Source organism: uncultured Bradyrhizobium sp., from assembly GCF_936943645.1.
In the GTDB taxonomy this organism is placed as follows: Bacteria; Pseudomonadota; Alphaproteobacteria; order Rhizobiales; family Xanthobacteraceae; genus Bradyrhizobium.
Genome location: NZ_CAKZJO010000083.1, coordinates 1 through 23,901 on the forward strand (window position 1 = coordinate 1; position 23,901 = coordinate 23,901).

Genomic DNA, 23,901 nt, shown 5'->3' on the forward strand with positions numbered 1-23,901 from the left:
TCGCATCTGCGCAAAATTGCTACGCAATTTTGTCGCTGAGCTCCTCGCAATGACGCGGATGGTGCGCGCGCAATGCCGATAGACCTGAACTTGCTACCCTCAAGGCCGCGCGATCACCCCGCCCGTCATCGGCATCGGCACGCCCGTGGTGGCCGGATAGGACAGCGGCAGGCCCTTCAGCCCGCGCGCGGCGAGGAAGCCGAAGGCCTGGGCCTCGATGGCGTCAGAGGCCCAGCCGAGCGTCTCGGCGGCCTCGACGGTGGCCGAGCCCACCCGCTCGCGCAGCATCCTGAGCATGGTGAGGTTGCGGGCGCCGCCGCCGCAGACGATCCAGCTCCGTGGCCGGCGCGGCAGCAGCGGGATGATGCGGGCGATGGCCGCCGCGGTGAAGGCGGTGAGCGTTGCCGCGCCATCGGCCGGCGCGACATCGCCGAGCCTGAGCGCCGCAAAATCGTTGCGGTCGAGCGATTTGGGCGGAGGCAACGCGAAGAACGGCAGCTCCAGCGCGCGCGCAACCCAGGCCTCGTCCACCTTGCCGAGGCTCGCGAACTTACCTTCCGCGTCGAACGCCTGGTTCATGGTGCGGTACATGAAATCGTCGAGCAGCGCGTTGCCGGGACCGGTGTCACAGGCGATCAGCGTGTCGTTGCCGTCGATATAGGTGATGTTGGAAACGCCGCCGATATTGACCACGACGATCGGCCCCTCGCGGTCCAGCGCGTTGGCGAGCGCGCGGTGGTAGACGGGTACGAAGGGCGCGCCCTGCCCGCCAGCCTCGACGTCGGCGGCGCGGAAATCATGCATGACGGGAATGTGGATCGCTTTGGCCAGGGCCGTCGCGTCGCCGATCTGCACCGTCAGCCGCTTTTCGGGCCGGTGCAGCACGGTCTGGCCGTGGAAGCCGACGATGTCGATATCCTCCGGCTTCATCCGGTTCTGGGCGAGGAAGGCGGCGACCGCCTCGGCGTGGGCCTGCGTGACCGCACGCTCGGCGTCGGCCAGGATGCCCGGCCGGGCATCGCGCTGTGCCAGGTTCACGGCCTCGCTCAGCGCCTGGCGCAGCAGATTGCGCTCGGTCGGGTTATAAGGCCGGTAGCCGGACGGCCCGAACGCCTTCACCTGCTTTCCATCGGTTTCGATCAGCGCGACATCCACCCCGTCCAGCGAGGTGCCGCTCATCAAACCGAGTGCCGTCAACATCATGGATCAGCGTCCTCAAAACACCCCCTCCGGCATGCCGATCTTGTGCCAGAGGGACACATCTTATAATGCCACAGCGCCAAGTGGCGGGCGGCAATCGGGTTCCCATTGAAGACCCTTAAATTGCTCCCAAAACAGTAAACCAAGAATTTCTGGGCATGCCGACAGATGACTGCATTTAAATCGGATTTCCTCAATACCCTGCAGGAACGTGGTTTCATCCACCAGTGCTCCGATTTCGAGGGGCTGGACGCGCTCGCCGCCAAGGGCGAAGCGACCGCCTATGTCGGCTACGATTGCACCGCCCGCTCGCTGCATATCGGCAACTATCTGACCATGATGATGCTGCACTGGCTGCAGCAGTCCGGCAACAAGCCGATCACGCTGATGGGCGGCGGTACGACCATGGTGGGTGATCCCTCCGGCAAGGACGAGACGCGCGCCATGCGCACCGTCGCCGAGATCGAGGCCAACAAGGCCTCGATCCGCGGCGTATTCGCCAAGGTGCTGAACTATGGCGACGGCAAGAGCGACGCCATCATGCTCGACAATGCGGAGTGGCTGACCAAGCTGAACTGGATCGAGATGCTGCGCGACGTCGGCCGGCACTTCTCGGTCAACCGCATGCTGACCATGGACTCCGTGCGGCTGCGCCTCGAGCGCGAGCAGGAGATGAGCTTCATCGAGTTCAATTACATGGTCTGCCAGGCCTACGACTTCGTCGAGCTTGCCAAGCGCACCGGCTGCAAGCTGCAGATGGGCGGCTCGGACCAGTGGGGCAACATCATCATGGGCGTCGATCTCGGCCGCCGCATGGGCACGCATCAGCTGTTCGCGCTGACGACGCCGCTGCTGACGACCGCGTCGGGGGCCAAGATGGGCAAGACCGCGCAAGGCGCGGTGTGGCTCAACGCCGACCAGTTCAGCCCTTATGATTTCTGGCAGTACTGGCGCAACACCGAGGATGCCGACGTCGGCAAGTTCCTGAAACTGTTCACGACGCTGCCGATGGCCGAGATCAAGAAGCTAGAGGCGCTCGGTGGCTCCGAGATCAACGAGGCCAAGAAGGTGCTCGCCACGGAAGCGACCGCGCTGCTGCACGGCCGCGATGCCGCAAACGAAGCGGCAGAGACCGCCCGCCGCACCTTCGAGGAAGGCGCGCTCGCCGAGAGCCTGCCGACGGTCGAAATTCCGCGCGGCGAACTCGACGCCGGCCTCGGCGTGCTCAATGCCTTCGTCAAGGCGGGCCTCGTTGCCTCCAATGGCGAGGCACGCCGCCAGATCAAGGGCGGCGGCCTGCGCGTCAACGACGCGGCAGTCACCGACGAGAAGATGGCGCTGTCGGCCGGCAATCTGACGCCGGAAGGCGTGATCAAGCTGTCCTTCGGCAAGAAGAAGCACGTCCTGATCAAGCCTGCATAGGCGTATGAGCTTTTGATGCTTGTCAGGGCGCGACGAAGCGCGCTCCCTGACGGGTAATGGATCAGAACACGCCCAAGGATGCGTCGCGGGAACACGCTTCGAACGCGCAGCAAAGCGCAGTGCGCACGGCACTCGTCGTGCTGGCATTGTGCTTCACATTGGCGGTTCTCGGCCGCGGCCTGAGCGAGAGCTTCACGGTCTTCCTCAAGCCGATCTCCGAAAATTTCGGCTGGGACCGCGCGCAGGTCGTCTCGATCTATTCGCTGACGTGGCTGATCAGCGGACTGACCGCGCCACTTGTCGGGCGCCTGTTCGACCATTCCGGACCGCGCATCGTTTACGCGCTCGGACTGTTCCTGCTCGGCTCGGCCTTCCTGATCGCGAGCCAGGCACAGGCGCTGTGGCAATTCCAGCTGTCGATCGGCCTCTGCGTCGGCATCGGCGTTGCCTTCATCGGCAATGTGCCCAACTCGATCCTGCTCGGCCGCTGGTTCGGCCCCAAATTGCCGACCGCGATGGCGGTGGTGTATTCGGCGATGGGCGGCGGCGTGCTGGCACTGTTGCCGGCCTCGCAGGTCCTGATCGACCGGCTCGGCTGGCGCGAGACCTACCAGCTCTATGGCCTCGCCGCGCTCGCGCTGCTGGTGCCGCTGCTGCTGCTGCCCTGGCGGATGTTTGCGGCCGGCTCGCCGCATGTTACCAAGCGAAGCGATCCAGACTTCATCGACAACGGCTGGACGCTTCTCAGCGCGATGCGCCACCACGCGTTCTGGGCGCTGTTTTCGACCTTCTTCTTCACCGCCGTCGGCATGTATTCCATCGCCGCCCAGATCGTGGCCTATCTGATCGACGCCGGCTTTCCGCCGCTGCAGGCCGCGACGGCCTGGGGCTTTTCGGGGGTCGTGCTGGTGTTCGGCATGTTGGGGGTGTCCGCGCTCGACGGGATGATCGGGCGGCGGCCATCGGTGCTGCTCAGCTACGCGATCTCGATTCTGGGCATCGTGCTGCTCTGGCTGCTGCAATATTATCCGAACGTGATCCTGCTCACCGGCTTCGTCGTCTGCTTCGGCAGCATGATGGGTTCGCGCGGCCCGCTGATCACGGCAACCGCGATGAAGATCTTTCGCGGCAAGCGCGTCGGCACGATCTTCGGCACCATCTCGATCGGCAGCGGCTTGGGCTCGGCGTTTGGCTCATGGAGCGGCGGCCTCATTCACGACGTCACGCACGGCTACAATCTCCTGCTCGTGTTCGCACTTGCGAGCGTGATCCTCGGAATGATTCCATTCCTGATCGTCCCCGCCTTGCGGGAGTAAGTCTCCCCGACGTAACCTGCATCCCTCGATGTCACCGGGGAATTACGGACGACAGGCGGACATCTCACGCAAAAAAATCCGGCGCAACCTGCGTGAACGGACGAGCTGCGGTGTTTTGTCCGACATGACGAAAATGTCAGCGCGGAATTGATCCGGGGTGGCTTGCGAGGCAGAGCTGAATACGATCCTAGTCGCGCATTGGATGGAGGGCACAAACCAATGGACTTTCCCTATCTCACTCGCTTTCAACCGGTTCTCTTGAGCCTGTTTCGCTTCATCACCGGTCTCTTGCTGTTCCAGTACGGCGTCGCCAAGCTGTTCAAGTTTCCGGTGCTTCCCTACTTCGCCAACATCCCGCCGCTGATCTACGCCGCAGGCACGCTCGAACTCGTGCTCGGCGCGCTGCTGATGCTCGGCCTGTTCACCCGCCTCACCGCCTTCATCCTCTCCGGCGAAATGGCCTTCGCATATTTCATGGGCCACATGTTCAAGGGCGAAACGCCGGTGTTCCTGCCGCTGCTCAACGGCGGCACCGCGGCGATCTTGTTCTGCTTCGCCTGCCTCTACCTGTCGGCAGCCGGCGGCGGCTCGGTCAGTGCCGATGCGGCGATGGGTAAGCGATAGCGGCCCCTTCGCGCGGCGCTGACGCGCCTCTCTCTGACCCGCAAATCAGGACGGCACCGGCAGACCCGCCGGCGCCGTCTCAGCGCGCCCCCAGCACGTTCCAGATCAGGACGAGGGCCGCCACCAGCAGCACCGACATGACGATGCGGTGAGCGAATCGGTTCATTGCCGCTCCTGCCGGGCTTGATCACCGCCAAAAGTAGAGAGCGATTCTCCCCCGCAAAAATACGGGCGCATGGCGATGCATGGCCTTCCGCCTGCACACGCGCGCATATGGCTGCGCCGCATCTGCCGAACAGGCGGAGCCCAGAGGCGTATGTTCATGATTGGTAAGAACTTCATGCTACCGATGCGAGCAATAACAACCATTCCGTAGGGGCTGTGATGAAGCTGCTGAGTCATTTGAAGATCCGGACCAAGCTTGCCAGCATGGTCTGCCTCGCAGCTCTCACAGTCACGGCCATCATCGGCGTCTCGTCGGTCCTCAGCAAGAGCCGCATGATGGAGGACCGTACCCAGCAGATGCGGACGGCCGTTGAGCTCCTCTATAACTACGCGCAATCGCTCCAGGACGAGGTGACCGCCGGCAAGCTGACGCTGGCCGATGCCAAGGCCCAATTCCACCAGCGCGGCCGCCGCATGAACTTCAACGGCAACCAGGGCTACCCCGTCGTCTACAATGCCGACACGTCGATCCTGGTGAACGGCGCCAACCAGCAGCTCGAAGGCAAGGTCACCGGTGCGAAGGACTCCAACGGTGTCCTGATTGCCGACGCCATTCTCAAGGCCGGCAGTGAAGCCACCCAGGGCGGCGTCACCTCCTATCTCTACCCCCGCCCCGGCCAGACCGAGCCGGTCCGCAAGACCGTCTTCGCGCGCAAATTCGCGCCCTGGAACGCGACCATCAGCTACGGCCTCTATGTCGACGACATCGACGCCGACGTCCGCGCCCTGACGCTGGAGCTCGCTGCGATCGGCGTCGGCCTGATGCTGCTGATGGCGGCGCTGTCTTGGCTGATCGCCCGCGACGTGCTCAGCGCGCTCGATCGCCAGAAGACCCGCATGCAGGAGATTTCCGAAGGCGCGATCGACAAGCCGGTCGAGGAAACCGACCGAGGCGACGAGATCGGCCGCATGGCCGAGACGCTCGAAGTGCTCAGACAGACCGCCTTGACGGCGCGGGCGCTGGAGGCCGAACAGGCCGCCACCAAGACCCGCACCGAGCAGGAGAAGCGTGACGCCCTGACCGCGCTTGCCGACCGCTTCGATGCCTCCGTCGGCCAGCTCGTCGGCCTGATGGCTTCCGGCTCCGGTGAGCTCGAGCATACCGCCAAGTCGATGTCCTCGACCGCCGAAGGCACCAACCGCCGCGCCGCAGTGGTCGGCTCCGCCGCCACCGAAGCCAGTCAGCGCGTCCAGACTGTCGCTGCGGCCGCCGAGGAGCTTTCCTCCTCCATCACCGAGATCAGCCGCCAGGTCGCCCAGTCTGCCGAAGTCACGGGACGCGCGGTCGACAGCGCGCGCCGCACGGACACGATCGTGCGTGCTCTCTCCGACGGCGCCCAGCAGATCGAGCATGTCGCCGAGCTGATCTCCAGCATCGCGGCGCAGACCAACCTGCTCGCGCTCAATGCCACCATCGAGGCCGCGCGCGCCGGCGAAGCTGGCCGCGGCTTTGCCGTCGTCGCCTCTGAAGTGAAGTCGCTGGCGAGCCAGACCGCGGAAGCAACCCGTGAGATCGGCGACAAGATCGCCCAGATCCAGGGCGCGACCAAGGAGGCCGTGGACGCCATCGGCGGCATCACCGCCACCATCGAGGAGGTCAGCCGCATCGCAACCTCGATTGGCGCGGCCATCGAGGAGCAAGGCGCAGCCACCGCCGAGATCGCCCGCAGCGTCTCCCAGACCGCAGAGGCGACCAAGGAAGTCACCACCAATATCGGCGGCGTCTCGACCGCTGCGAACGAGACCGGCAACGCGGCCGGCATGGTGCTCGCCGCCGCCAGCAACCTCTCCAAGCAGGCCGAGCAGCTCTCGGGTGAAGTCGGGACGTTCCTGGCAGGCGTGCGCGCAGCTTAAACCTTCGGACGCCGATATCTCCACTTGCGTCATGGCCGGGCTCGTCCCGGCCATTCACGCTTTTGCCCACCGCGGCGACAGTCCGCGAATGTTCGTGAGCGAAGAGTCCTGCTACTGCCGCCGCGCGAGGCTGCAGCCGCTCGAGAGCTGACGCGTTGAGCCGGTCGAGCCGTCGTTCGATTGCGAGGGGAATTCCTCGAACGGCGAGTTCTGCTTGCCGGTGTTGAATTCGAAGATCTTGCGGAACAGACCAGGCGCCATCGCCGAGATCGGATTGACGCGCATCACGGGCGCTGCCGGCGTGCCGACGACCTCGTAGGTCACGCCGATCAAGCCTTCATTGTTGCCGCCGCCGAGGAAGATGCCGAACAGCGGGATCTGGCCGAAGATGTTGTTGACGCCGTACATCGGCACGAAGGTGCCGCTCATGCAAACCTGGTTGCCGGGATAATCGATCGAGCCTTCGATGGTGGCGCCGATCATCGGTCCCTTGACCACGCCATCGCGGATCGTCAGCGCGCCGTTCTGGCGCGTGAACTCGGCACGCAATGCGCTGAAGGAAACGCCGTTCCCGGTGCCGTTGGGCGCGCCGGCGGCAACACGTTCGAGCTGCGCCTCGCCCTTCACCGTGAAGTCGCGGACGTTGATCAAGCCCTCGCGCGATGTGTTGGGCTCGGATGTCGGCGGCTCCATGGCCACGACCATCTGGCCGCCGACCGCCTTGGTGTAGGTGTCGGTGAAACGCAGGAGCGCGCCGGCATCGTTGGTCTGGAGATAGATCACCTCGCGGTTGCCCTGCGCGCGTCCGCCGCGCAGATCGGCGGCCACCGGGGTATCCTTGCCGACCTTGCCGCTCAGCGTGAACGCCTTGATGGCACCGTTGCGTTTCGACATCTTGGCATCGACGCTGCGCATCGCCTCGCCATTGAAGCCGGCGACGGCGCCGAGCTTCACGTCGATGTCGAAATCGACATTCTTCATCTTGTTGTTTTTATCGTCCTTGGAATTGCCGGAGATCGCCGATTTCAGGAAGCCGCGACCGTCGAACACGTCGCCGCGCATCGTGCCCTTGACGACGCCATCCTGGTTGCGTTCCACCTTCAGCGACGCCTTGTCGCCGTCGGACGGCGAATAGACCGGGAAGTTCGCGTTCATGAGGTCGCCGTTCGCATCGACTTCGAGCGAGCCCTTGATCGAGGCGCCGCCGCCCTCGATGACGATGTCCTCCAGGCGCGTCGATTGCGCCGTCGGCACGACCTTGAAGCTGGCCTTGCCCGACTTGCCCGGCAGCTTGACCCAGCCCGGCAGGATATTGTCGAGCTTGACCGAGGTCAGGTCGGCCTCGACGCCGAGCTTCGTCGTCTGCTCGGGACCGCCGGCGATCTTGCCCGACAGCTTGATCGGCAACGAACCGCTGACGGCCGGGCTGAGATCAAATCCGAGGCGCGCGCGGCTCGCATCGTCCAGCGTCGCCTGCAGCCTGACATCCGCATCGCCTTCGGTCGGCTTACGATAGTCGAGCGAGGCCGCCTGCCCGTTGATCTTGACGTCGCCCTTGACCTGATAACCCCCGTTGTTCGCGACGATCTTGAGGTTGTTCGCCTCCAGCTTCTGATTCATCACGAGCTTGTCGGCGGCAAAGCCGTTGAGGTCGGCGGTGACGGCGTAGGTCGTGTCGGCCTTGGTCAGCTCGCCCTTGACCGGCATGCCGAGCTGGATGTTCGCCGAGAAGGTGCCCTTGCTGGTGTTGGGATCGACGACGGTTGATGACAGATCGCTCAGGCGATCATTGGCCAGCATTTCGGCCGCCGCGGGCACCGGACCGTCGACGCGGAATCTGGTCCGCGAGGGCGAGGGCTTCGGCGCCATGTCAGGCACCTCGAACACGAAATCGGAGATCGTGACCTTGCGGCCGGCAGGCGTATCGGCGATGCCCTGGCCGATCGTCACGGTCGCGGTGCGGCCGGTCACCCGCGCCTTCAGATCGGCGTCGTGCACGACAGGCATGCCGTCCACCGGACGGACCGCGACGCCGCTCGCCACGATGTTGACCGACAGGCCGTCGTCCGGAATGGGCGGGCCCTTGCGCGGAAGATTTTTGGTCGGCGAATTGACGCCGATCTCGATGCGTTGGAGCGTCCCGCGCTCGATCCGCTCGATCACCCATTCACGCAGCTCGGGCACCACCAGCGTCGGCCACATGCGCTTCAAGGCGGAGGCCGACATCGGCGTTCCCGCAAAGCCCAGCGTCAGCCGCGGCTCGCCCGAATAGTCGATGGCCCCCGTGCCGGCGACGCCGATCTCGCCATTGCTGATATCGGCCTGCGTCAGCAGGAAGCGCTTGTGATCAGTGTCGAAACGGAAGCCGATCGCGATGCGGTTGAAGACGAGCGGCGGCTCGTTGTCGATGCCGCCGAGCAGGATCGAGCCGCCGCTGAAGCCGAGCTGCCAGTCGTTGATCGTGCCGTTGGGCGGTTCGAGATGGGCCAGAAGCGTCAGGCGGTTCGCGCCCGACAGGACCTTGAACGGCGCGACCAGCACCCGGCGATTGGCGTCCCACTCGACGTTGATCTCGGCCTGGTCGATCGCCATCGGATAGTCGGGCGTGTCGGTGTCGATGATATGGCCCGCGCCGACGTTGATCTTGCCGCGGAAGAATGTCGGCACGCCATCGCGGCCGAGCTCGCCCTTGAGCTCGCCGGTGAGCGGCAGATCGGCCGTGTAGGTGAGGTCCTTGACGCGCAGCGCCAGGAGTATGTTGGAGGTCGAAACCTTGTCAGCCTTGATATCGACCGAGCGAACGCCGTTCTCGGCCGGCCCGATCGTGGCCCGCAGCATCCACGGATGCGCGCCCTCCTCGCCGAGGCTGAGGGTGACACCGCCGCGACTCGGCCGCCGCAGGCTGAGGCTAATGTTCTCGAACGACCATTTGCTGCCGCGCTGCTGATCGTCGACGATCAGATTGCCGTTCTTCAGGCCGATCTCGTTGAGGTTCTGGCCGTCGAGCCCGGTCATGCTCAGGCTGTCGAGCCAGTCGAGGCCCTGAAGGATGCCGCTTTGCGCGGTCACCTGGGGCGCGCCTTGCGAGGCGGCCTGAGATGCATCCTGGCTCGCGGGGGCCGTGGCGAAGGGCGGCGGAGGGACGCCACTGCGCGGGAAGGTCGGCGGCAGGCCCGCCTCCTTCTTCGAGGCGACGCCGGTTGCCAGCGGCTTTGCAGTATCGCCGGCAGATACGGTGACGGTGCCGTCGGGCGCGATGCGGATCGCGAGCTCGGCATCGACGAGATTGAGGCTTTCGGCGCGCAGGTGACCCATCAGCAGGCCCGCGCCCGACAGCTTCACCTCTGCCTTGGGCGCGCTGGCGACCACGGCGTGATCGCGGTCGCGGACGATGATGTCACGGATGCGGACGGCGATGCGGATCCGGCCGGCGCGCTCGATCTGCGTGCCGCCGATCTCGACCGTGTTGCCGTGACCGATATTGTCCTCGATCGCGGCCGCGAGCCATGGCGTTGCGATGTCGAGATTGATGGGACCGGCTCCGAGTCGCCACCACAGCGCAGCGAAGCACCCCACGAAGACGACGGCGAGAGTCCCCACGACAAGGACGACGCGCTTCAGCCAGCGGTCGGCGACCAGCCAGCGGCGCAAGGCGCCAAACCCGTCACCGAAGCGATGAAAGCCCGAATTGGAACGCGACAACAGCCGGCGCGCGCGATGCCCCGCGGCCGCCTCCTGATCCGGATCCCAATCGGCGTCGTCCCATTCCTGCGGCTGTTGCTGACCGCCGTGCCGATCGAAGTCCCGATTGTAATCCTGGGGCGACTTATTCCTTGCCATTGCCTCTCGATACAGGCGCCCATCGTTGTATTGAGCGCCGCCGGGACCGCAGCCGTCCACGGGGAGCGAAGCTCCCTGCGCCGGCACTGCCGCCATACCTCTCATATTCCTGCTGTTCGTCATCTCGCCCCGGGAGCGCGTTCAACGAGCAGTGGGGTGGTGCGTGGAATTCCTTGTAACCATACTCCGGCGTCGTCAGACTTGCCCAGCCGAGGGCGCGGGTCCGACACACCGGACAAGAGCTGCAATACCGCTTCGGTTGACCCGCCGAAAGCGACGAAAGGAAGGCGTATGTCCAAGAAATCCCGAAAGAAATCGTCCAAGGCGCCCTCCGGCAGTCCGACGTCTAAAAAGAAGGCCCCGAAAACGCGGGCATCCAGTCAAACAAGGTCCGCCAAAACCCAGCGGACAGCGGCCGGCAAATCAGTTGCGACCATAGCAAAAGCAGGATCACATAAGGCCGCGCCGAAACAGTTAAATTCTTCCAAATTGGCGCCCTCGCCCGCCGGCGCGAAGTCCGGCCTGGCCGAGGGCGATAAGGCCCCCGCCTTCCGCCTGCCCCGCGACGGCGGCGACGTGGTCACGCTGGGGGACTATGCCGGCCAAAAGCTCGTCCTGTTCTTCTATCCCCGCGCCGACACGCCCGGCTGCACCCGGGAGGCGATCGACTTCACCCGCCTCGCCGGCGCCTTCTCGGCCGCCGGCACCGCCGTGCTCGGGATTTCCGCCGATCCGTTAAAGGCCCAGGAGAAGTTCCGCGACAAACACAGTCTCGGTGTCCCCCTGATCTCGGATGAGCAGCATCAGATGCTGGAAGCGTATGGCGCCTGGGGCGAAAAGTCCATGTACGGCAAGACCTTCCTTGGGATTCTTCGCACCACGATCCTGGTCGGCGCCGACGGTAAAATTGTCAGGATCTGGCGCAATGTCCGGGTCGACGGTCATGCCGACGCGGTGCTGGAAGCGGCAAGAAGTCTTTAACCAGGCCTTTAAATTCGCGCGTTCCCGTTTCCGGAAAATTAACCATGACCGGCCCAGATTGCTGCGGCAATTAGGGCCGTACGGACTCATCCGACCGGCGCGGGAGTGCCGATGTCGAAAAGTTCTGCCCAATATTCGCAGTACCCCCAACATCATGCTCACGATCACGGCCGGGTCTTCCAGAGGCGTGCTGCCGTTGCGGCACCGGTAGCGATCCCCCTTCCCGCCACCGATGACGCCTACACCATCGTCCATGCCGGCAAGCAGGTCCGCTTCGGGCCCGTCGTGTTCTGGATCGTTGTCGGAACGGTAGTGCTGCTCGGTCTCTGGTCGGCCGCGACCGCCACCTATTTTGCGTTCCGTGACGACGTTCTGACCCGGCTGATCGCGCGCCAGGCCGAGATGCAATACGCCTATGAGGATCGCATCGCCGAGCTGCGCGCCAAGGTCGACCGCACCACGAGCCGCCAGTTGCTCGACCAGGAACAGTTCGACCAGAAGCTCGACCAGATCATGAAGCGCCAGACGGCGCTCGAGTCCCGGGCGACGGCGCTTGGAGCCATGCCTGACGTGACCGGATCGATTCCGCGTGCGACGCCTCAACGCGGCGATTCGAGCCAGAGCACGCCAAAACCCTCGCCGATCAGCGACACCGTCATCTTCGTGGCGCCGCCGGACCGTGAGGCGCGGCTCGAATCGCGCGCGCCGATCGTGGCGGCTCCCCAAGCCAATCAATTCGCCAAGAACCACGGCTTTGACAACGTCCTGGTCCGGCTCACGACCTCGCTCGATCAGGTCGAGCGTCGCCAGATCGCGGCGCTCAGCGCCGTCGAAGAAGGCATGGATTCGCGCATGCGCCGGATGCGCGGCGTGGTCAGCGATCTCGGCCTCAATCTCGCTAGTCTCGAGGCTGCCGTGCCGCGCAGCGCAATGGGCGGACCATTCGTTCCCGTCAAGCTGACCGCCAATGCCGGGCCGTTCGAGAAACAGCTTAATCGCATCAACGTCACCCGTGCCGAGATGGACCGTCTCAACCGCACGCTGGCGCTGGTGCCCTATCGCAAGCCCGTCATCGGCGAGGTCGAATTCACCTCCGGCTTCGGCGTGCGCAGCGATCCTTTCCTTGGCCGCCCCGCGATGCATACCGGGCTCGACTTTCGCGCCGCCACCGGCGATCCGGTTCGCGTCACCGCCTATGGCAAGGTGGTTTCCGCCGGCTGGTCCGGTGGTTACGGCCGCATGGTCGAGGTCGATCACGGCAACGGACTTTCGACCCGCTACGGCCATCTCTCCGAGATCAACGTCAAGGTCGGCGAGATCGTGAAGATCGGCCAGGTCGTTGGTCTGGTTGGCTCGACCGGTCGCTCCACCGGTCCACATCTTCATTACGAAACCCGCATCGAGGGCGAAGCGGTCGATCCGCAGAAATTCCTGCGCGCCGGCGTGCGCCTCAGCGCGGGCTAAATCCCGCGCTCGTCAGTTCCGGCCCGCGCATCGCTTAACGCCGGCCACCGCCCATCCCGCCTCCGGGACCACCGAATCCGCCACCCATTCCACCGCCGGGTCCCATGGGTCCGCCGGGCGATCCCATTCCACCGGGGGCTGACGGACCACCAGGTCCTGTCGGCGCAGAGCCGGGCATTGCTCCCGACGGCGGCGATCCCGGCGCGGGTGCGCCCGGTGCGCCGGGCTGACCGCCACCCGGATTGGGCGTGCTCCGATTCGGATGCAGGATCGAACCACCGGGCGACCGGTTGGGATTGCCGCCGCCGGAAGGAGGCGCTCCGGGTCCTTGACCGATCGCCTGAGCCGTATCCACCTGGAAGCCGCGGGAACGGTCGAACGCACCGCCCACCACCATGCGCGCTTCGCCGGCCGCGGGTCCAAACCGCGAGCCATCACGGGCCACGAAGCCGGAACCAAGCTGGAGGTTCGCGCCCGCGCGCTGCACATAAGCCTCGACCGACAGGCGGCTTGCGCCGACCAGATCCGAGAAATCGTCGATCCGGGTGCGCGCCACCTGCATCGCCCCCTGGCTCGCGCTGCCTTCGATCTGCACGCGCTGGCCGGCCAGTAACGGATCGACCCCATTCAGCTTCAATCCGCCAATTCGCAAGCCGTCTGGCCCACGCTCGACCAGGCCCGTCACACGCTCGGTGGTCGCGCGTCGCGGTTCGACCAGACTTGCCACGATGACGCCGTCGGTCCGGCGCAGACCGTAGACGGCGACTTGCGAGCCCGGACGGAGCCTGCTCCCCTTGTCACTCACGACGATCTTCTGGCCGAGCACCGTCATTTCGTTGCCCTTTACCGTCTCGACGGGACCTGCAACTTCGCTCGCGATCGCGATATTGCGCGTGACGAGGGTGCCGTCGGCCTGACGGACCGCGACCACGCGGGCAAGCTGGCCGATGCGCAGAGCCTTGGGACTCGCCGCCTCGCCGTCGATCCGCACCGGCACGTCGCTGGCATAGGTGACCCGCTCGCCGTTGACGTAGATGCTGCCGAAGCGCTGGATGACGCCGACGATCCCGGTGCCGCCGATGCCGTGATCATCACCGCGCGTGATGCCGGTGCCGCCGATGCCCTGATCGGTGCCGCGCTTGACCTGCGCACGGGCGATGGCCGTACCGGCGAGCCAGAAACCCATCAACAGCAGACGGCGTGAGATCAGCGGCGGCCGGCTCATGAAGAACCGCCCTCCTTGCCGCTCTCCTTGCCGTTGTCCCTGGAATCGCCCTCCTCGTCGGCGTCCTCGCTGTAGATGTAGATGCCGAAATTCCAGCGGGCGTCACCACCCTTGTCCTTGGCGAGCGCGCGGTTGGCCTCGCGGTTGGCGGTTTTCAGCGCGTCCATGGCGAGCTCGCGCGAGCGCGCCTCGAGTTTCCGCGCCAGCTTCGGCGAGATGTTGTTGTAGTGCACCGCGCGCTCGAGGAAGCGCGGCCCGTCCGAGACGTTCTGCGCGGCGGCCGCGATGTGGTCGTGCAGATTGCGGCCGAGATAGTGCCATTTGCTGTCATCCTCGCCTGACGGGACGAAGGCGGCCTCGACCAGCTCGATCTCGTCATCCGCGTTGATGGCGACGAGCTTGCGGTCGATCCATTCATCGAGCACCGCGCGCGGGCGCACGTCCTTGGTGACGGACGCGACCAACTGCTCGAACGACGGCGCATCGTCCTCTGCCGTACGCGGCAGCGGCAGCGGCTCCCCCTTGGCGTCCGTGAATTCGGGCGCGGCCAGCCAGCGCGCGATCACCGCGCTCGTCAGCGAAACCGCCGCCGGCGCCTCGTGTACCGGAGCCCCGGCGCCACGGAGCCGCGCCACCTCCTTGCGATGGATGCCGGTGAGCAGGCTGACGCGACTGTCGGTCTGCTCCTTTCCCTCCAGCGCGAAATCGTGCTCGGCGACATTGACGAACAGCTCGCGCAGCAATTGCGCCAGCGCCGGAAAGGTCATGCCGCTGCGAATGCAGAGCCGCACCAGGGGGCGCAGCAGCCGCGCCAGCGGCGCGTGCAGCTTCGCGGCGGCATTCGGCTGCGGAGCCGCTGCTTTGGACCCGGACTTGGCGTTCATGTCTGAACTGTAGCGATCGTCGGCGTGGGACACAATCCCACTTTTTCCTGATTTCCAATTGACGTGGTAAATTTTCCCACATATACGGATCGCCACTGAGGGGCGCGACGTAAAGGGACACGACATGGCTGACCATCTGGTCCGCATTTCCAGTTCACCGCGTGCCGTGCCGGCTCCCGGTTGGGGGCGCGGCGCGATCGAACCGATGCTGCCGGCACTGCTGCGCGGCGTGATCTTCATCTCGGTGCTGGCAGCGCCGTTCGTCGCGGCACTTCTGGCAGGCTGACGCCATCATGCATCACACCCAACAGACTTCGCACGACACCCCGCGCCGCCCGTCGGTGCTGCACATCTTCAAGATCTACTATCCCGACCTGTTCGGCGGCACGCTCACGGTGATCCGCGACATCTGCGCGAGCTTGAAGGACGCCTTCGCCTCCGCCGTGCTGGTCTGCTCGCAATCGGCCGAGAAGCGCCAGATCGTCGTCAACGACGTGCCGGTCGAGCGCGTCCGCTCGTTCGGCAATCTGCTGTCGCTGCCGGCCGCCCCGACCTATCCCTGGCGCCTGTGGCGCAAGATCGCCGAGCATGACCTGCTGGCGCTGCACGCGCCCTTCCCGCTCGCCGACCTCGTTTTCGCGTTCGGCTTCGGGCGCAAGCGGCCGCTCGTGGTGCACTGGCACGCCGACATCGTCACCCATGCCGGCCTGCGCTGGTTCATCGAACCCTTGATGCGGCGGACGCTGCGGCAGGCCAAGGCGATCATCGTCTCGGACCACGTGCTGGTCGACAACACCCCGCTGCTGCGCGAATTCGAGGACAAATGCCACGTCGTTCCGTTCGGCATCGACACCTCCGGCTATGACTGGCCGAAGATCGAGGCGCACCACGTCAACGACCGCGGCCGGCTCGTGCTCGCCTGCGGCCGGCTGGTGCCCTACAAGGGGTTCGACGTGCTGATCCGCGCCGCGGCCGCACATGATTTCGAACTCTGGATCATCGGCGAAGGCGTCGAGCGCCCCCGGCTGGCGCAGCTCATCGAGGAGCTCGGTCTCTCTGAGCGCGTGCGCCTGCTCGGCTCGGTCAACGATTGCGAGCGCATCAAGCTGATGTGCCTCGCCGACGTCTTCGTGATGCCCTCGCTCACCAATGCCGAGACGTTCGGCCTCGTTCAGCTGGAGGCCATGGCCGCGGGCCGCCCGGTCGTCAACACGGCACTCGACACCGCCGTGCCGCGCGTTGCCCGCCACGGCCTGGAGGCGATCACCGTGCCGCCCGGCGACGCCGGAAAACTGGGCGAGGCCATCGACACCCTGATCCGCGATCCCGAACGCCGCCGCCAGATGGGATTTGCCGCGCGGACGCGCGCCCTCTCCCGCTATTCGGCCACGGCCTTCAGGCAAGGCATGGAAACCGTCTACCGCGATGCCGTCACCGCGCCCAGCGAGCAGCGAACGATGAATGTCGAGCCACCGCCGGCGACCGCATGGTTCGACAGCATCCGGATCGCGGCGACGCTGGCCTGGTCGGACATGCGCCACCGCTACGTTCGCTCGCTGCTCGGCCCGTTCTGGATGTCGCTCCAGATGGCGATCGTGGTTGCGGTGCTGGGTTCGGTGATCGGGCAGATGTCGAACGCCGACGTGCTATCGCGTCTGCCGATGCTCGCGCTGTCGATGACGGCCTGGACCTTTCTCAACAGCGTGGTGCTCGACGCCACCACGGCACTGCAGAATTCCGCGAGCCTGATCCGCGACCGCGCATTGCCGCCGGTCATCTTCCTCCTGCAATGCACGTTTCGCCAGGCGCTGTTCGCGCTTCATAACGCCTGCGTGCCGCTGCTGCTGTGGCTGGTCCTGTCGCCGCACGACTTCTCGCACGGGTTGGCGGCGCTGCCCGGCCTGCTGCTGTTCGTGGTCTGCACCTTCGCCCTCAGCCTCGTTCTCGGCGCGATGGCAACGCGCTATCGGGACCTCAAGCCGATCATCGAATCGACCCTGATGCTCGCCTTTCTCGCTTCCCCCGTGATCTGGTCCTCGGACATGATCAGCCATCGCTCGACGGTGATGCGGCTCAATCCGCTGACGCACCTCTTCGCGGTATGGCGCGAGCCTCTGACCGGCAGCCCGATCGATCCCGTCAGCATCGCCTACGTCCTCGTCGCGCTGGCGCTGCTGATCGGTGCGAGCCTGCTGACGCTGGTCCATCTGCGCAAAGCGGCGTTCTGGATCTGATCCATGGTCTCGATAAGTCTGCGCAATGTCTGTCTCGACTATCCGCTCTACGGCGCCTACGACTATTCGCTGAAACGGCGGCTGCTCGGCCGTCTCATCCGCGAGCCGGCCGAGATGCGGATCATCCGCGCCGTGGATGACGTCACCATCGAGGCCGAAACCGGCGCCCGAATCGGGCTCGCCGGCCCCAACGGCTCCGGCAAGTCGACCCTGTTGCGGTTAATCGCCGGCGTCTATCCGCCGAGCAGCGGCGGCATCGCGATCCAGGGCAATGTGGTGCCCCTGCTCGGCCTCAACGCCGGCGTCAATCTCGATTTCGTCGCGGAGGACAACATCGCGCTGCTGCTGCGGATCAGCGGCCGCAAACCGACCCGCACGATGATCGACGAGATCTGGGCCTTCACCGAGCTCGAAACCCGGATGCAGCGGCTTCCCTTGCGGATGTTCTCTTCGGGCATGCTGATGCGGGTGCTGTTTGCCACCGCCACGGCCTTCCCCGCCGACATCCTCCTGCTCGACGAATGGCTCAGCGTCGTCGACGAGCATTTCGCGGAGAAGGCCGAGGAGCGCCTGCTCAATCTCGTGTCGCAGGCCGCGATCGTGATCATCGCCTCGCACGACCAGCCGCTGCTACGCCGCATCTGCACCAGCGTCATCAATCTAGATCACGGCCGCATCGCCTCCATCGTCACGGTCGAGCCGCCGGCCACGCACGCCTTCCAGCTTCGCGAGCAACGCGCATGAATCAGAACATCCTCGTCGTCTCCGAGTCGCTCGGACAACCCAATCACAAGCGCGGCATCTTCCACTTCACCCGCGAACTGGTCCGTTCGCTCGCTTCGGAGGGCCACGAGCTCACGTTGCTGGTGGAGACCTCGAAGCGCTACCGCAAGCTGGTCCGTCGCGAGCGACGTACAAAGCTGTTCGCGGCGCAGGCGCGCAACATCGAGCTGCTCGCGCTCTATCGCTTCCTCGACGAAATCAACGTGAGCGGACCGGTGACCTTCAGCGGTGCGCGCCGCAAATTCGGCTGGCTCCGCCAGCGCGCCGGCACGTTGCTGTCGCGCGACGTCATTCTCTGCATCCTTCGCACGATTGGCCTGCGGGGCTTGAACGCGAAGCGGATCGCGAACCGGACGGCCGCGCTCGAATACATTCCGCCGGATTTGAACCACCTCGAACTGTTCGGCGAATTCCAGCTCGAGCCGGGATTCTTCAACTATCAGGATTCCTCGGCCTTCTTCCTGCTGCCGCCGCCGCGGATCGATGCGCGCGACTACGACGTCATCGTCGTGGACACCCCTACGCGGGTGGCGATCACACGCAAGCCCGGCGCCAAGGTGATCTGCGTCGTGCACGATCTGCTGCCGCTCACCGACCTCAAGCTCAGCGACATCGCCACGCGGCAGTTCCTGGCGCGAATCCGCACCAGCCTGCGCCAGGCCGACGAGCTCGCCTTCGTTTCAAACTACAGCATGATGCGGTTCAGGGAACTGTTGCCGCAATTTGCCCACCTGCCGGCGCGGGTCGTGTATCCCCGCACCCGGTTCGACGCCCCGGATGTCCTGCACCTCCCAGCCCCGTCGGGGCGTCCGGGGCGGCCGAGCTTTGTCGTCATCGTCTCGAACGAACCGCGCAAGAACGTCGCCACCGTCGTCCGCGCCTTCCGTGGCGTGCCCCAGGCCGACCTCGTCGTGATCGGCTATGCCGGCGAGATCGGCGGAATGCGGAATCTGCCGCCGAACGTGCGGTTCGCCGGTTACGTCGACGAGCACGAAAAGGCGGCCCTGATTGCGGAGGCGCACGGCCTGATCATGCCGAGCCTCGCCGAAGGCTTCGGCGTGCCGATCATCGAGGCGCTGGCTGCGAACACGCCCGTGCTGTGCTCCGACATCGCCGTGTTCCGCGAGGTCGCAGGCGAACTTGCCGACTATTTCGACCCGTTCTCCACGGACTCGATCGCCGCCTCCGTCACCCGCGCGCTGACGCGGCAGGAGGAGTGGCGCGGCAGGATCCGGGCGCAGCGCCACGCGCTCGCGCGACGCTTTGGCTACGAGACCCAGGCCCGCGATTTCCTCGGCGAGCCGGTGCGCGCCGAAAGCCTCGCGACCCCACAGCTCGCATCGTACGGATGAGCGCCGAGAGCGCACTGCTGTCCGCTCCGGCCGATCAGCGAGACGGTCGGGACCGATGGCAAACCTGGCGCAAGTCGGCCGCGCTGGCCCGGACGGCAGACGTGCTGGTCGTCCTGACCGCGGCCTCGCTGCCGTGGTCGACCACGGCGCCCTCGATCTTTGTCGGGCTCTTTCTGCTTGTGGTGACACCGACCATCGACTGGCCGGACTATGCGCGCAGGTTCGCGCGACCGGCGTATGCTCTGCCCATCGCAATCCTGCTGCTCGCGCTCGCGGGCCTGCTGTGGTCGGACGCAGCCTGGGCTGACCGCTTGCACGCGATCAAGCCGGTCGCAAAGCTCGTGCTGATACCGCCGCTGCTCTACCATTTCAGCCGCTCGGATCGCGGGGCTTGGGTTGGCCTCGCCTTTCTCGTTTCCTGTGCCGTGCTTGCGGTCTTCTCCTGGATCGTGCTGCTCGAACCCGCCTGGAAACTCACCGCGACGGCATCACCGGGCGTTCCCGTCAAGAACTATATCGACCAGAGCCAGGAGTTCACGCTCTGCGCTTTTGCGCTCGCGGTGCCGGTGCTCACGTTCCGGCGCAGCGGACGCGCAATCGCTACAGCCGCCTGCCTTGCACTCATTCTGCTGTTCGCCACCAACATGATCTTTGTTGCCTCGGCCCGTACGGCGCTGCTGTGCATTGGCGTGCTGCTGGCCTTGTTTGCCTGGAAGCATCTGGCCCGGCGGGCAGCGCTGGTTCTGTTCGCAGGCTCGGTCGCCGCGAGCCTCTTCGCCTGGACGACGTCGCCCTACCTGCGTCAGCGCGTCACGGATATCGCCGTCGAGTATCGCCACGGCCATGAGGACATCAGCCGCGCCTCGACCGCTCAGCGCCTAACCTATTGGCGCAAATCGCTGCACGCCTTCGCCGAGGCGCCTCTGCTCGGCCACGGCACCGGCTCGATCAAGCGACAGTTCGAGCGCGCCGCCACGGGCGAAAGCAATCTCGACGCGGAAATCGTCAACAATCCGCACAACCAGACCCTCAACGTCGCCGTGCAGTGGGGCCTCCTGGGCGTCGCCCTGCTCTACGCACTCTGGATCGCCCATCTCCGCCTGTTCCTCGGCGGAGGGCTCGCGGCCTGGATGGGCCTCGTCGTCGTGGTGCAGAACATCACAAGTTCCTTGCTGAACTCGCACCTGTTCGACTTCCACGAGGGGTGGATGTATGTGCTGGGTGTCGGCGTCGCCGGCGGTACCGTGCTGAAGAGGACCGCCGGCCAATCCTGACTACTGGCTGCGCTCGTGGCCGACTTCGCCGGTGATGACGTCGCCGAACAGCTCCCATGCCTGGCCGTTGAAACGCATCAACTGCATCTGCTCGATCGGGAAATAGTCGTCCGGTGAGGTATTGACCATGATGCCGGGCAGCATCAGGTCGGTGTGGAAGTCCTTCAGGCTGGCCGCCTGCTTCATGACGTTGTCGCGCGTGAGAGTGTCGCCGCATTGCTTCAAGACTTGCGCCATCGCCTCGGCCTGCACGTAGCCGTAGATATTGTTGGCGTTGGCCTTGTCGCCATCCGGGTAATATTTGTCCATGAATTCCCGCCACTTCACGACCGCAGGATCCTTGTCCCAGGTCGGATCGGTGGGATCCTTCAGATAGGCCGTCGAGATGATGTCCTTGGAATAGTCGAGCCCGGCGGGCTTGAGCACCGATGCGACCGAGGTTGCGGTATTGGCCAGGAAGAATTTCGGCTTCCAGCCGAGCTCACCGACTTTCCGGATCGCCTGGGCCGAGCCTTTCGGTGCAGCCCACGAGAAGAAAATATCCGCGCCGGAATCATGCAGCGCGACGATCTGGGAGTCGATCGAGGGATCGCTGACCTCGTACGACTTGTCCGCGATGATCATGTTGACCTTGTCACCGAGGCCATCCTTCAGGCCCTTGAACTGGTCCTTCCCGGCGTCGTCGTTCTGCCAGAACACCGCGATCTTGCCGTTCGGAAATTTGTCGCGGATGTACTTTGCGTAGATCCGCCCTTCGCTCTGATAGTTGGGCTGGAAGCCCATGGTCCACGGGAAGTTCTTGGGATCGCCGAACTTGGTGCCGCCGGAGGCGACGAAGAGCTGCGGCACCTTCTTGGCGTTCATGTATTTCATGATCGCCGAATTCGAGGGCGTGCCGAGCGGCTGGAAGATCAGCAGCACCTCGTCGCTCTCGACCAGCTTGCGCGCCTGCTCGATTGCCTTCGGCGGCGAATAGGCATCGTCATAGCTGATGAAGTTGATCTTGCGCCCGTTGATGCCGCCCTGCTCGTTGATCATCTTGAAATAGGCAGCCTCGGTCTTGCCGATCACGCCATAGGAGGACGCCGGTCCGCTATAGGGCATGATGTTGCCGATCTTGACTTCGGTGTCGCTGGCGCCGGGATCGTATTTCTTCTGCGCCAAGGCCGGGGTCGCGGCGAGCGCTCCGGCAACAAGCATGGCGAGGGCAGCAAGGTTTTCGCGACGACCCGGCATCGTTTTCTCCCCTATTTTGTAGTCTTGTTTTGCTGGGGAGTGTCGCAAGCAAGCTTGCTGCTGGCAAGCGCGACGATTTTCCGCAAGGTGAAACGGCGGAGATGGAACTACGCGCTGCGCCGCAGCAGTTGCAAGGCGCGCCCGTCGATGACGAGCAACGCGCAGCCGATCACCACGGCGCCCGCGATCTCACGCGCGGAGATCGGCTCGCCCAGCGCCAGCCACCCCAGCAGGATGGCGGTGACGGGAATCAGCAGCGTCACCAGCATGACATTGCTCGCTCCCGAGCGTTGCACGATCTGAAAGAAGACGATGTAGGCAAGCGCCGTCGACAAAGCGGCAAGACCGAGCACCGCGGACCATGTCGCAACGCCCAGCACTGCAAGGCGCCATGGCTGCTCCGCCACGCCGGCAACGACCGCCATCATGACTGTCGACGCCATCAACTGAAACGTCGCCGTACCCAATGGCACCGAATCCTTGAGCAGCCGCCGCGCCGCCAGCGCCGCAAAGCCGTAACTCAGGGCGCCGCCGAGGCAGAGCACGATGCCGAGCCCCTGCCCCGCCCTCGTCTCGACGCCCCATCCGCGCAGGAGGATCACGCCAATAAGGCCCAGCGCCACGCCGGCCACACGCCGGACATGCAGGCTCTCCTCACTGGCCGCAGCCATCACCAGCACCGTGAACAGCGGCGTCGTCGCGTTCAGGATCGACGCCAGCCCGCTCGGAATGAAGGTCTGGCCGATGACGATCAGCGAGAACGGCACGACATTGTTGAGCAGCCCGATGACGACGAATGGCTTCCAGCCGGCTACGGCCATCGGGAAAGCCGATCCCCTGCATGCGCAGCAGCGGCAGCAGCATGGCCGCGCCCAGCGCGACGCGCAAGAACACCAGCGTCAGCGGCGGCAATTCCCGCAGGGCCGCGCCATTGAAAAAGAACGATCCGCCCCAGAGGATCGAGAGCACCGCGAGCAGCGACCAGTCCCGCGCGTCAATCCGGTTGTCATTCGGAAGCATTTGTCTCACCAGGCGGCCAAGTCTGTCCGCCTAGAACGGCGCGATCGAAAGCGCCACCCGGATTCCGATAAAACGAGGATGCGATGAGCTACGGCTTCTTCGGCCGCGACACCAGCTCGATCATCTTGCCTTCGTCATCATCCGGCATGGCAGCCTTCGCCTGCGCGTAGGCCTCGACCGCGGCGCGCGCGACCAGCGGCTTGCCGGCCAGGAGGCTCTCGGCGAGCTTCACGGCATAGGCGGCATCCTTGTGTCGCAGCGCCGCGGTGAAGGTCGCGCCGGAAAAATCGCGGGCGACCATGCGCTTGGAATGACGCTGTACCTGCGGACTGGCGGCGACGCCCGCCTGGATCGAGTCCAGGACAAGGTTCATGTCGAGCCCGGCCTGCTCGGCGATGGCGAGGCCCTCGGCAAGGCCGGCGATCTGGATTGCGCCCATCAGATTGTTGATGAGCTTGTAGACGGTGCCGGAGCCGACCGCGCCGAAATGGCGGATGGTCGAGCCGATCGGCTCGAGGAACGGGCGGGCGCGCGCGAGGTCGGCGGCATCGGCGCCGACCAGCAGCGTCAGCTTTCCGGCCGCCGCCGCGTCCGGCAATCCCGTCACGGGGCAATCGATGTAGATCAGCCCGCGCGCATTGAGCTCGCGGCCCATCTCACGCGCGTGGTCATAGGAGACCGTGGAGCATTCGATCGCGATGGTGCCGGCCTTGGCGGTCTTGGCGGCGCCCTTCGGGCCGAGCCAGACCGCGCGCGAAGCCTCGTCGTCGGCGACCATGGTCACGACGGCGTCGGAATCGATCGCGGCATCCTCGGGCGACGTCGCCCACAGTGCGCCGCGCGCGATCAGGTCCTCAGCCTTGGCCTTGCTGCGATTCCACAGCGTCACCGTAAAGCCGGCATCGAGATAGCGGCCGGCCATGCCGTGCCCCATCCGCCCCAATCCGATGAAGGCGACGCGCGGCAT

Annotated in this window: 17 protein-coding genes and 1 pseudogene; 11 read left to right on the forward strand and 7 right to left on the reverse strand. The window is 65.3% G+C overall.

Annotated features, from left to right (window positions below; genetic code table 11):
* Positions 1-99 precede the first annotated feature (99 nt).
* Positions 100-1,203, reverse strand: a complete 1,104-nt coding sequence (locus tag Q0743_RS23295; RefSeq protein ID WP_298243826.1) for an anhydro-N-acetylmuramic acid kinase — start codon at positions 1,201-1,203, stop codon at positions 100-102.
* 165 nt (positions 1,204-1,368) lie between these two features.
* Between Q0743_RS23295 and tyrS the strand changes: the two genes are divergently transcribed.
* The 4 genes from tyrS to Q0743_RS23315 all read left to right on the forward strand — a co-directional run bounded on the left by tyrS (position 1,369) and on the right by Q0743_RS23315 (position 6,641).
* Positions 1,369-2,622: a tyrosine--tRNA ligase gene (gene tyrS / locus Q0743_RS23300; protein ID WP_298243827.1), complete on the forward strand. Its 1,254-nt coding sequence runs from the start codon at positions 1,369-1,371 to the stop codon at positions 2,620-2,622.
* 56 nt (positions 2,623-2,678) lie between these two features.
* Positions 2,679-3,938: an MFS transporter gene (locus Q0743_RS23305; protein WP_298243828.1), complete on the forward strand. Its 1,260-nt coding sequence runs from the start codon at positions 2,679-2,681 to the stop codon at positions 3,936-3,938.
* Between the two features lie 219 nt (positions 3,939-4,157).
* On the forward strand, positions 4,158-4,562 hold the full coding sequence (locus Q0743_RS23310; protein ID WP_298243829.1) for a DoxX family protein: 405 nt from the start codon (positions 4,158-4,160) through the stop codon (positions 4,560-4,562).
* 384 nt (positions 4,563-4,946) lie between these two features.
* Positions 4,947-6,641 (forward strand): methyl-accepting chemotaxis protein, encoded by a 1,695-nt coding sequence (locus Q0743_RS23315; RefSeq protein ID WP_298243830.1) that lies wholly within the window; start codon positions 4,947-4,949, stop codon positions 6,639-6,641.
* A 111-nt stretch (positions 6,642-6,752) separates the two neighbouring features.
* Here Q0743_RS23315 and Q0743_RS23320 read toward each other — a convergent pair whose 3' ends face one another.
* Positions 6,753-10,577, reverse strand: coding sequence for a DUF3971 domain-containing protein (locus Q0743_RS23320; protein ID WP_298243831.1), 3,825 nt, complete (start codon positions 10,575-10,577; stop codon positions 6,753-6,755).
* 195 nt (positions 10,578-10,772) lie between these two features.
* On the opposite strand from Q0743_RS23320, the gene Q0743_RS23325 reads away from it, so the two are divergent.
* The gene (locus Q0743_RS23325) at positions 10,773-11,462 is read left to right on the forward strand and encodes a peroxiredoxin (RefSeq protein WP_298243832.1); all 690 of its coding nucleotides are present in this window, start codon (positions 10,773-10,775) and stop codon (positions 11,460-11,462) included.
* 111 nt (positions 11,463-11,573) lie between these two features.
* Positions 11,574-12,926, forward strand: a complete 1,353-nt coding sequence (locus tag Q0743_RS23330; protein ID WP_298243833.1) for a peptidoglycan DD-metalloendopeptidase family protein — start codon at positions 11,574-11,576, stop codon at positions 12,924-12,926.
* A 34-nt stretch (positions 12,927-12,960) separates the two neighbouring features.
* On the opposite strand, the gene Q0743_RS23335 is transcribed toward Q0743_RS23330, so the two are convergent.
* The gene (locus tag Q0743_RS23335; RefSeq protein ID WP_298243834.1) at positions 12,961-14,151 is read right to left on the reverse strand and encodes a DUF5666 domain-containing protein; all 1,191 of its coding nucleotides are present in this window, start codon (positions 14,149-14,151) and stop codon (positions 12,961-12,963) included.
* On the reverse strand, positions 14,148-15,035 hold the full coding sequence (locus Q0743_RS23340) for a DUF6502 family protein (RefSeq protein ID WP_298243835.1): 888 nt from the start codon (positions 15,033-15,035) through the stop codon (positions 14,148-14,150). Before Q0743_RS23340 ends, Q0743_RS23335 begins: the two co-directional genes overlap by 4 nt.
* A gap of 124 nt (positions 15,036-15,159) precedes the next feature.
* On the opposite strand from Q0743_RS23340, the gene Q0743_RS23345 reads away from it, so the two are divergent.
* The 5 genes from Q0743_RS23345 to Q0743_RS23365 are packed head-to-tail and all read left to right on the forward strand — an operon-like array spanning position 15,160 to position 20,678.
* Positions 15,160-15,321: a hypothetical protein gene (locus Q0743_RS23345; RefSeq protein WP_298243836.1), complete on the forward strand. Its 162-nt coding sequence runs from the start codon at positions 15,160-15,162 to the stop codon at positions 15,319-15,321.
* Positions 15,322-15,328: 7 nt separating this feature from the next.
* On the forward strand, positions 15,329-17,269 hold the full coding sequence (locus tag Q0743_RS23350; RefSeq protein WP_298243837.1) for a glycosyltransferase: 1,941 nt from the start codon (positions 15,329-15,331) through the stop codon (positions 17,267-17,269).
* Positions 17,270-17,272: 3 nt separating this feature from the next.
* Positions 17,273-18,013, forward strand: a complete 741-nt coding sequence (locus tag Q0743_RS23355) for an ABC transporter ATP-binding protein (protein ID WP_298243838.1) — start codon at positions 17,273-17,275, stop codon at positions 18,011-18,013.
* Positions 18,010-19,404 carry a glycosyltransferase family 1 protein gene (locus Q0743_RS23360; protein ID WP_298243839.1) on the forward strand — a complete coding sequence of 465 codons (1,395 nt, stop codon included), beginning with the start codon at positions 18,010-18,012 and terminating at the stop codon, positions 19,402-19,404. The genes Q0743_RS23355 and Q0743_RS23360 overlap by 4 nt, the downstream gene beginning before the upstream one ends.
* Positions 19,401-20,678: an O-antigen ligase gene (locus Q0743_RS23365; protein WP_298243840.1), complete on the forward strand. Its 1,278-nt coding sequence runs from the start codon at positions 19,401-19,403 to the stop codon at positions 20,676-20,678. The genes Q0743_RS23360 and Q0743_RS23365 overlap by 4 nt, the downstream gene beginning before the upstream one ends.
* Here Q0743_RS23365 and Q0743_RS23370 read toward each other — a convergent pair whose 3' ends face one another.
* The 3 genes and pseudogenes from Q0743_RS23370 to Q0743_RS23380 form a co-directional block, all read right to left on the reverse strand.
* On the reverse strand, positions 20,679-21,914 hold the full coding sequence (locus tag Q0743_RS23370; protein WP_298243841.1) for an ABC transporter substrate-binding protein: 1,236 nt from the start codon (positions 21,912-21,914) through the stop codon (positions 20,679-20,681).
* 107 nt (positions 21,915-22,021) lie between these two features.
* Positions 22,022-22,934, reverse strand: a pseudogene (locus Q0743_RS23375) (DMT family transporter).
* 88 nt (positions 22,935-23,022) lie between these two features.
* Complete coding sequence (locus Q0743_RS23380) at positions 23,023-23,901, reverse strand: NAD(P)-dependent oxidoreductase (protein WP_298243842.1); 879 nt, start codon at positions 23,899-23,901, stop codon at positions 23,023-23,025.

Coding starts and splice junctions, on each gene's coding strand:
- Q0743_RS23295 (WP_298243826.1), bottom strand. CDS start 1,203: ATGATGTTGACGGCACTCGGTTTGATGAGCGGCACCTCGCTGGACGGG.
- tyrS (WP_298243827.1), top strand. CDS start 1,369: ATGACTGCATTTAAATCGGATTTCCTCAATACCCTGCAGGAACGTGGT.
- Q0743_RS23305 (WP_298243828.1), top strand. CDS start 2,679: ATGGATCAGAACACGCCCAAGGATGCGTCGCGGGAACACGCTTCGAAC.
- Q0743_RS23310 (WP_298243829.1), top strand. CDS start 4,158: ATGGACTTTCCCTATCTCACTCGCTTTCAACCGGTTCTCTTGAGCCTG.
- Q0743_RS23315 (WP_298243830.1), top strand. CDS start 4,947: ATGAAGCTGCTGAGTCATTTGAAGATCCGGACCAAGCTTGCCAGCATG.
- Q0743_RS23320 (WP_298243831.1), bottom strand. CDS start 10,577: ATGGCGGCAGTGCCGGCGCAGGGAGCTTCGCTCCCCGTGGACGGCTGC.
- Q0743_RS23325 (WP_298243832.1), top strand. CDS start 10,773: ATGTCCAAGAAATCCCGAAAGAAATCGTCCAAGGCGCCCTCCGGCAGT.
- Q0743_RS23330 (WP_298243833.1), top strand. CDS start 11,574: ATGTCGAAAAGTTCTGCCCAATATTCGCAGTACCCCCAACATCATGCT.
- Q0743_RS23335 (WP_298243834.1), bottom strand. CDS start 14,151: ATGAGCCGGCCGCCGCTGATCTCACGCCGTCTGCTGTTGATGGGTTTC.
- Q0743_RS23340 (WP_298243835.1), bottom strand. CDS start 15,035: ATGAACGCCAAGTCCGGGTCCAAAGCAGCGGCTCCGCAGCCGAATGCC.
- Q0743_RS23345 (WP_298243836.1), top strand. CDS start 15,160: ATGGCTGACCATCTGGTCCGCATTTCCAGTTCACCGCGTGCCGTGCCG.
- Q0743_RS23350 (WP_298243837.1), top strand. CDS start 15,329: ATGCATCACACCCAACAGACTTCGCACGACACCCCGCGCCGCCCGTCG.
- Q0743_RS23355 (WP_298243838.1), top strand. CDS start 17,273: ATGGTCTCGATAAGTCTGCGCAATGTCTGTCTCGACTATCCGCTCTAC.
- Q0743_RS23360 (WP_298243839.1), top strand. CDS start 18,010: ATGAATCAGAACATCCTCGTCGTCTCCGAGTCGCTCGGACAACCCAAT.
- Q0743_RS23365 (WP_298243840.1), top strand. CDS start 19,401: ATGAGCGCCGAGAGCGCACTGCTGTCCGCTCCGGCCGATCAGCGAGAC.
- Q0743_RS23370 (WP_298243841.1), bottom strand. CDS start 21,914: ATGCCGGGTCGTCGCGAAAACCTTGCTGCCCTCGCCATGCTTGTTGCC.
- Q0743_RS23380 (WP_298243842.1), bottom strand. CDS start 23,901: ATGCCGCGCGTCGCCTTCATCGGATTGGGGCGGATGGGGCACGGCATG.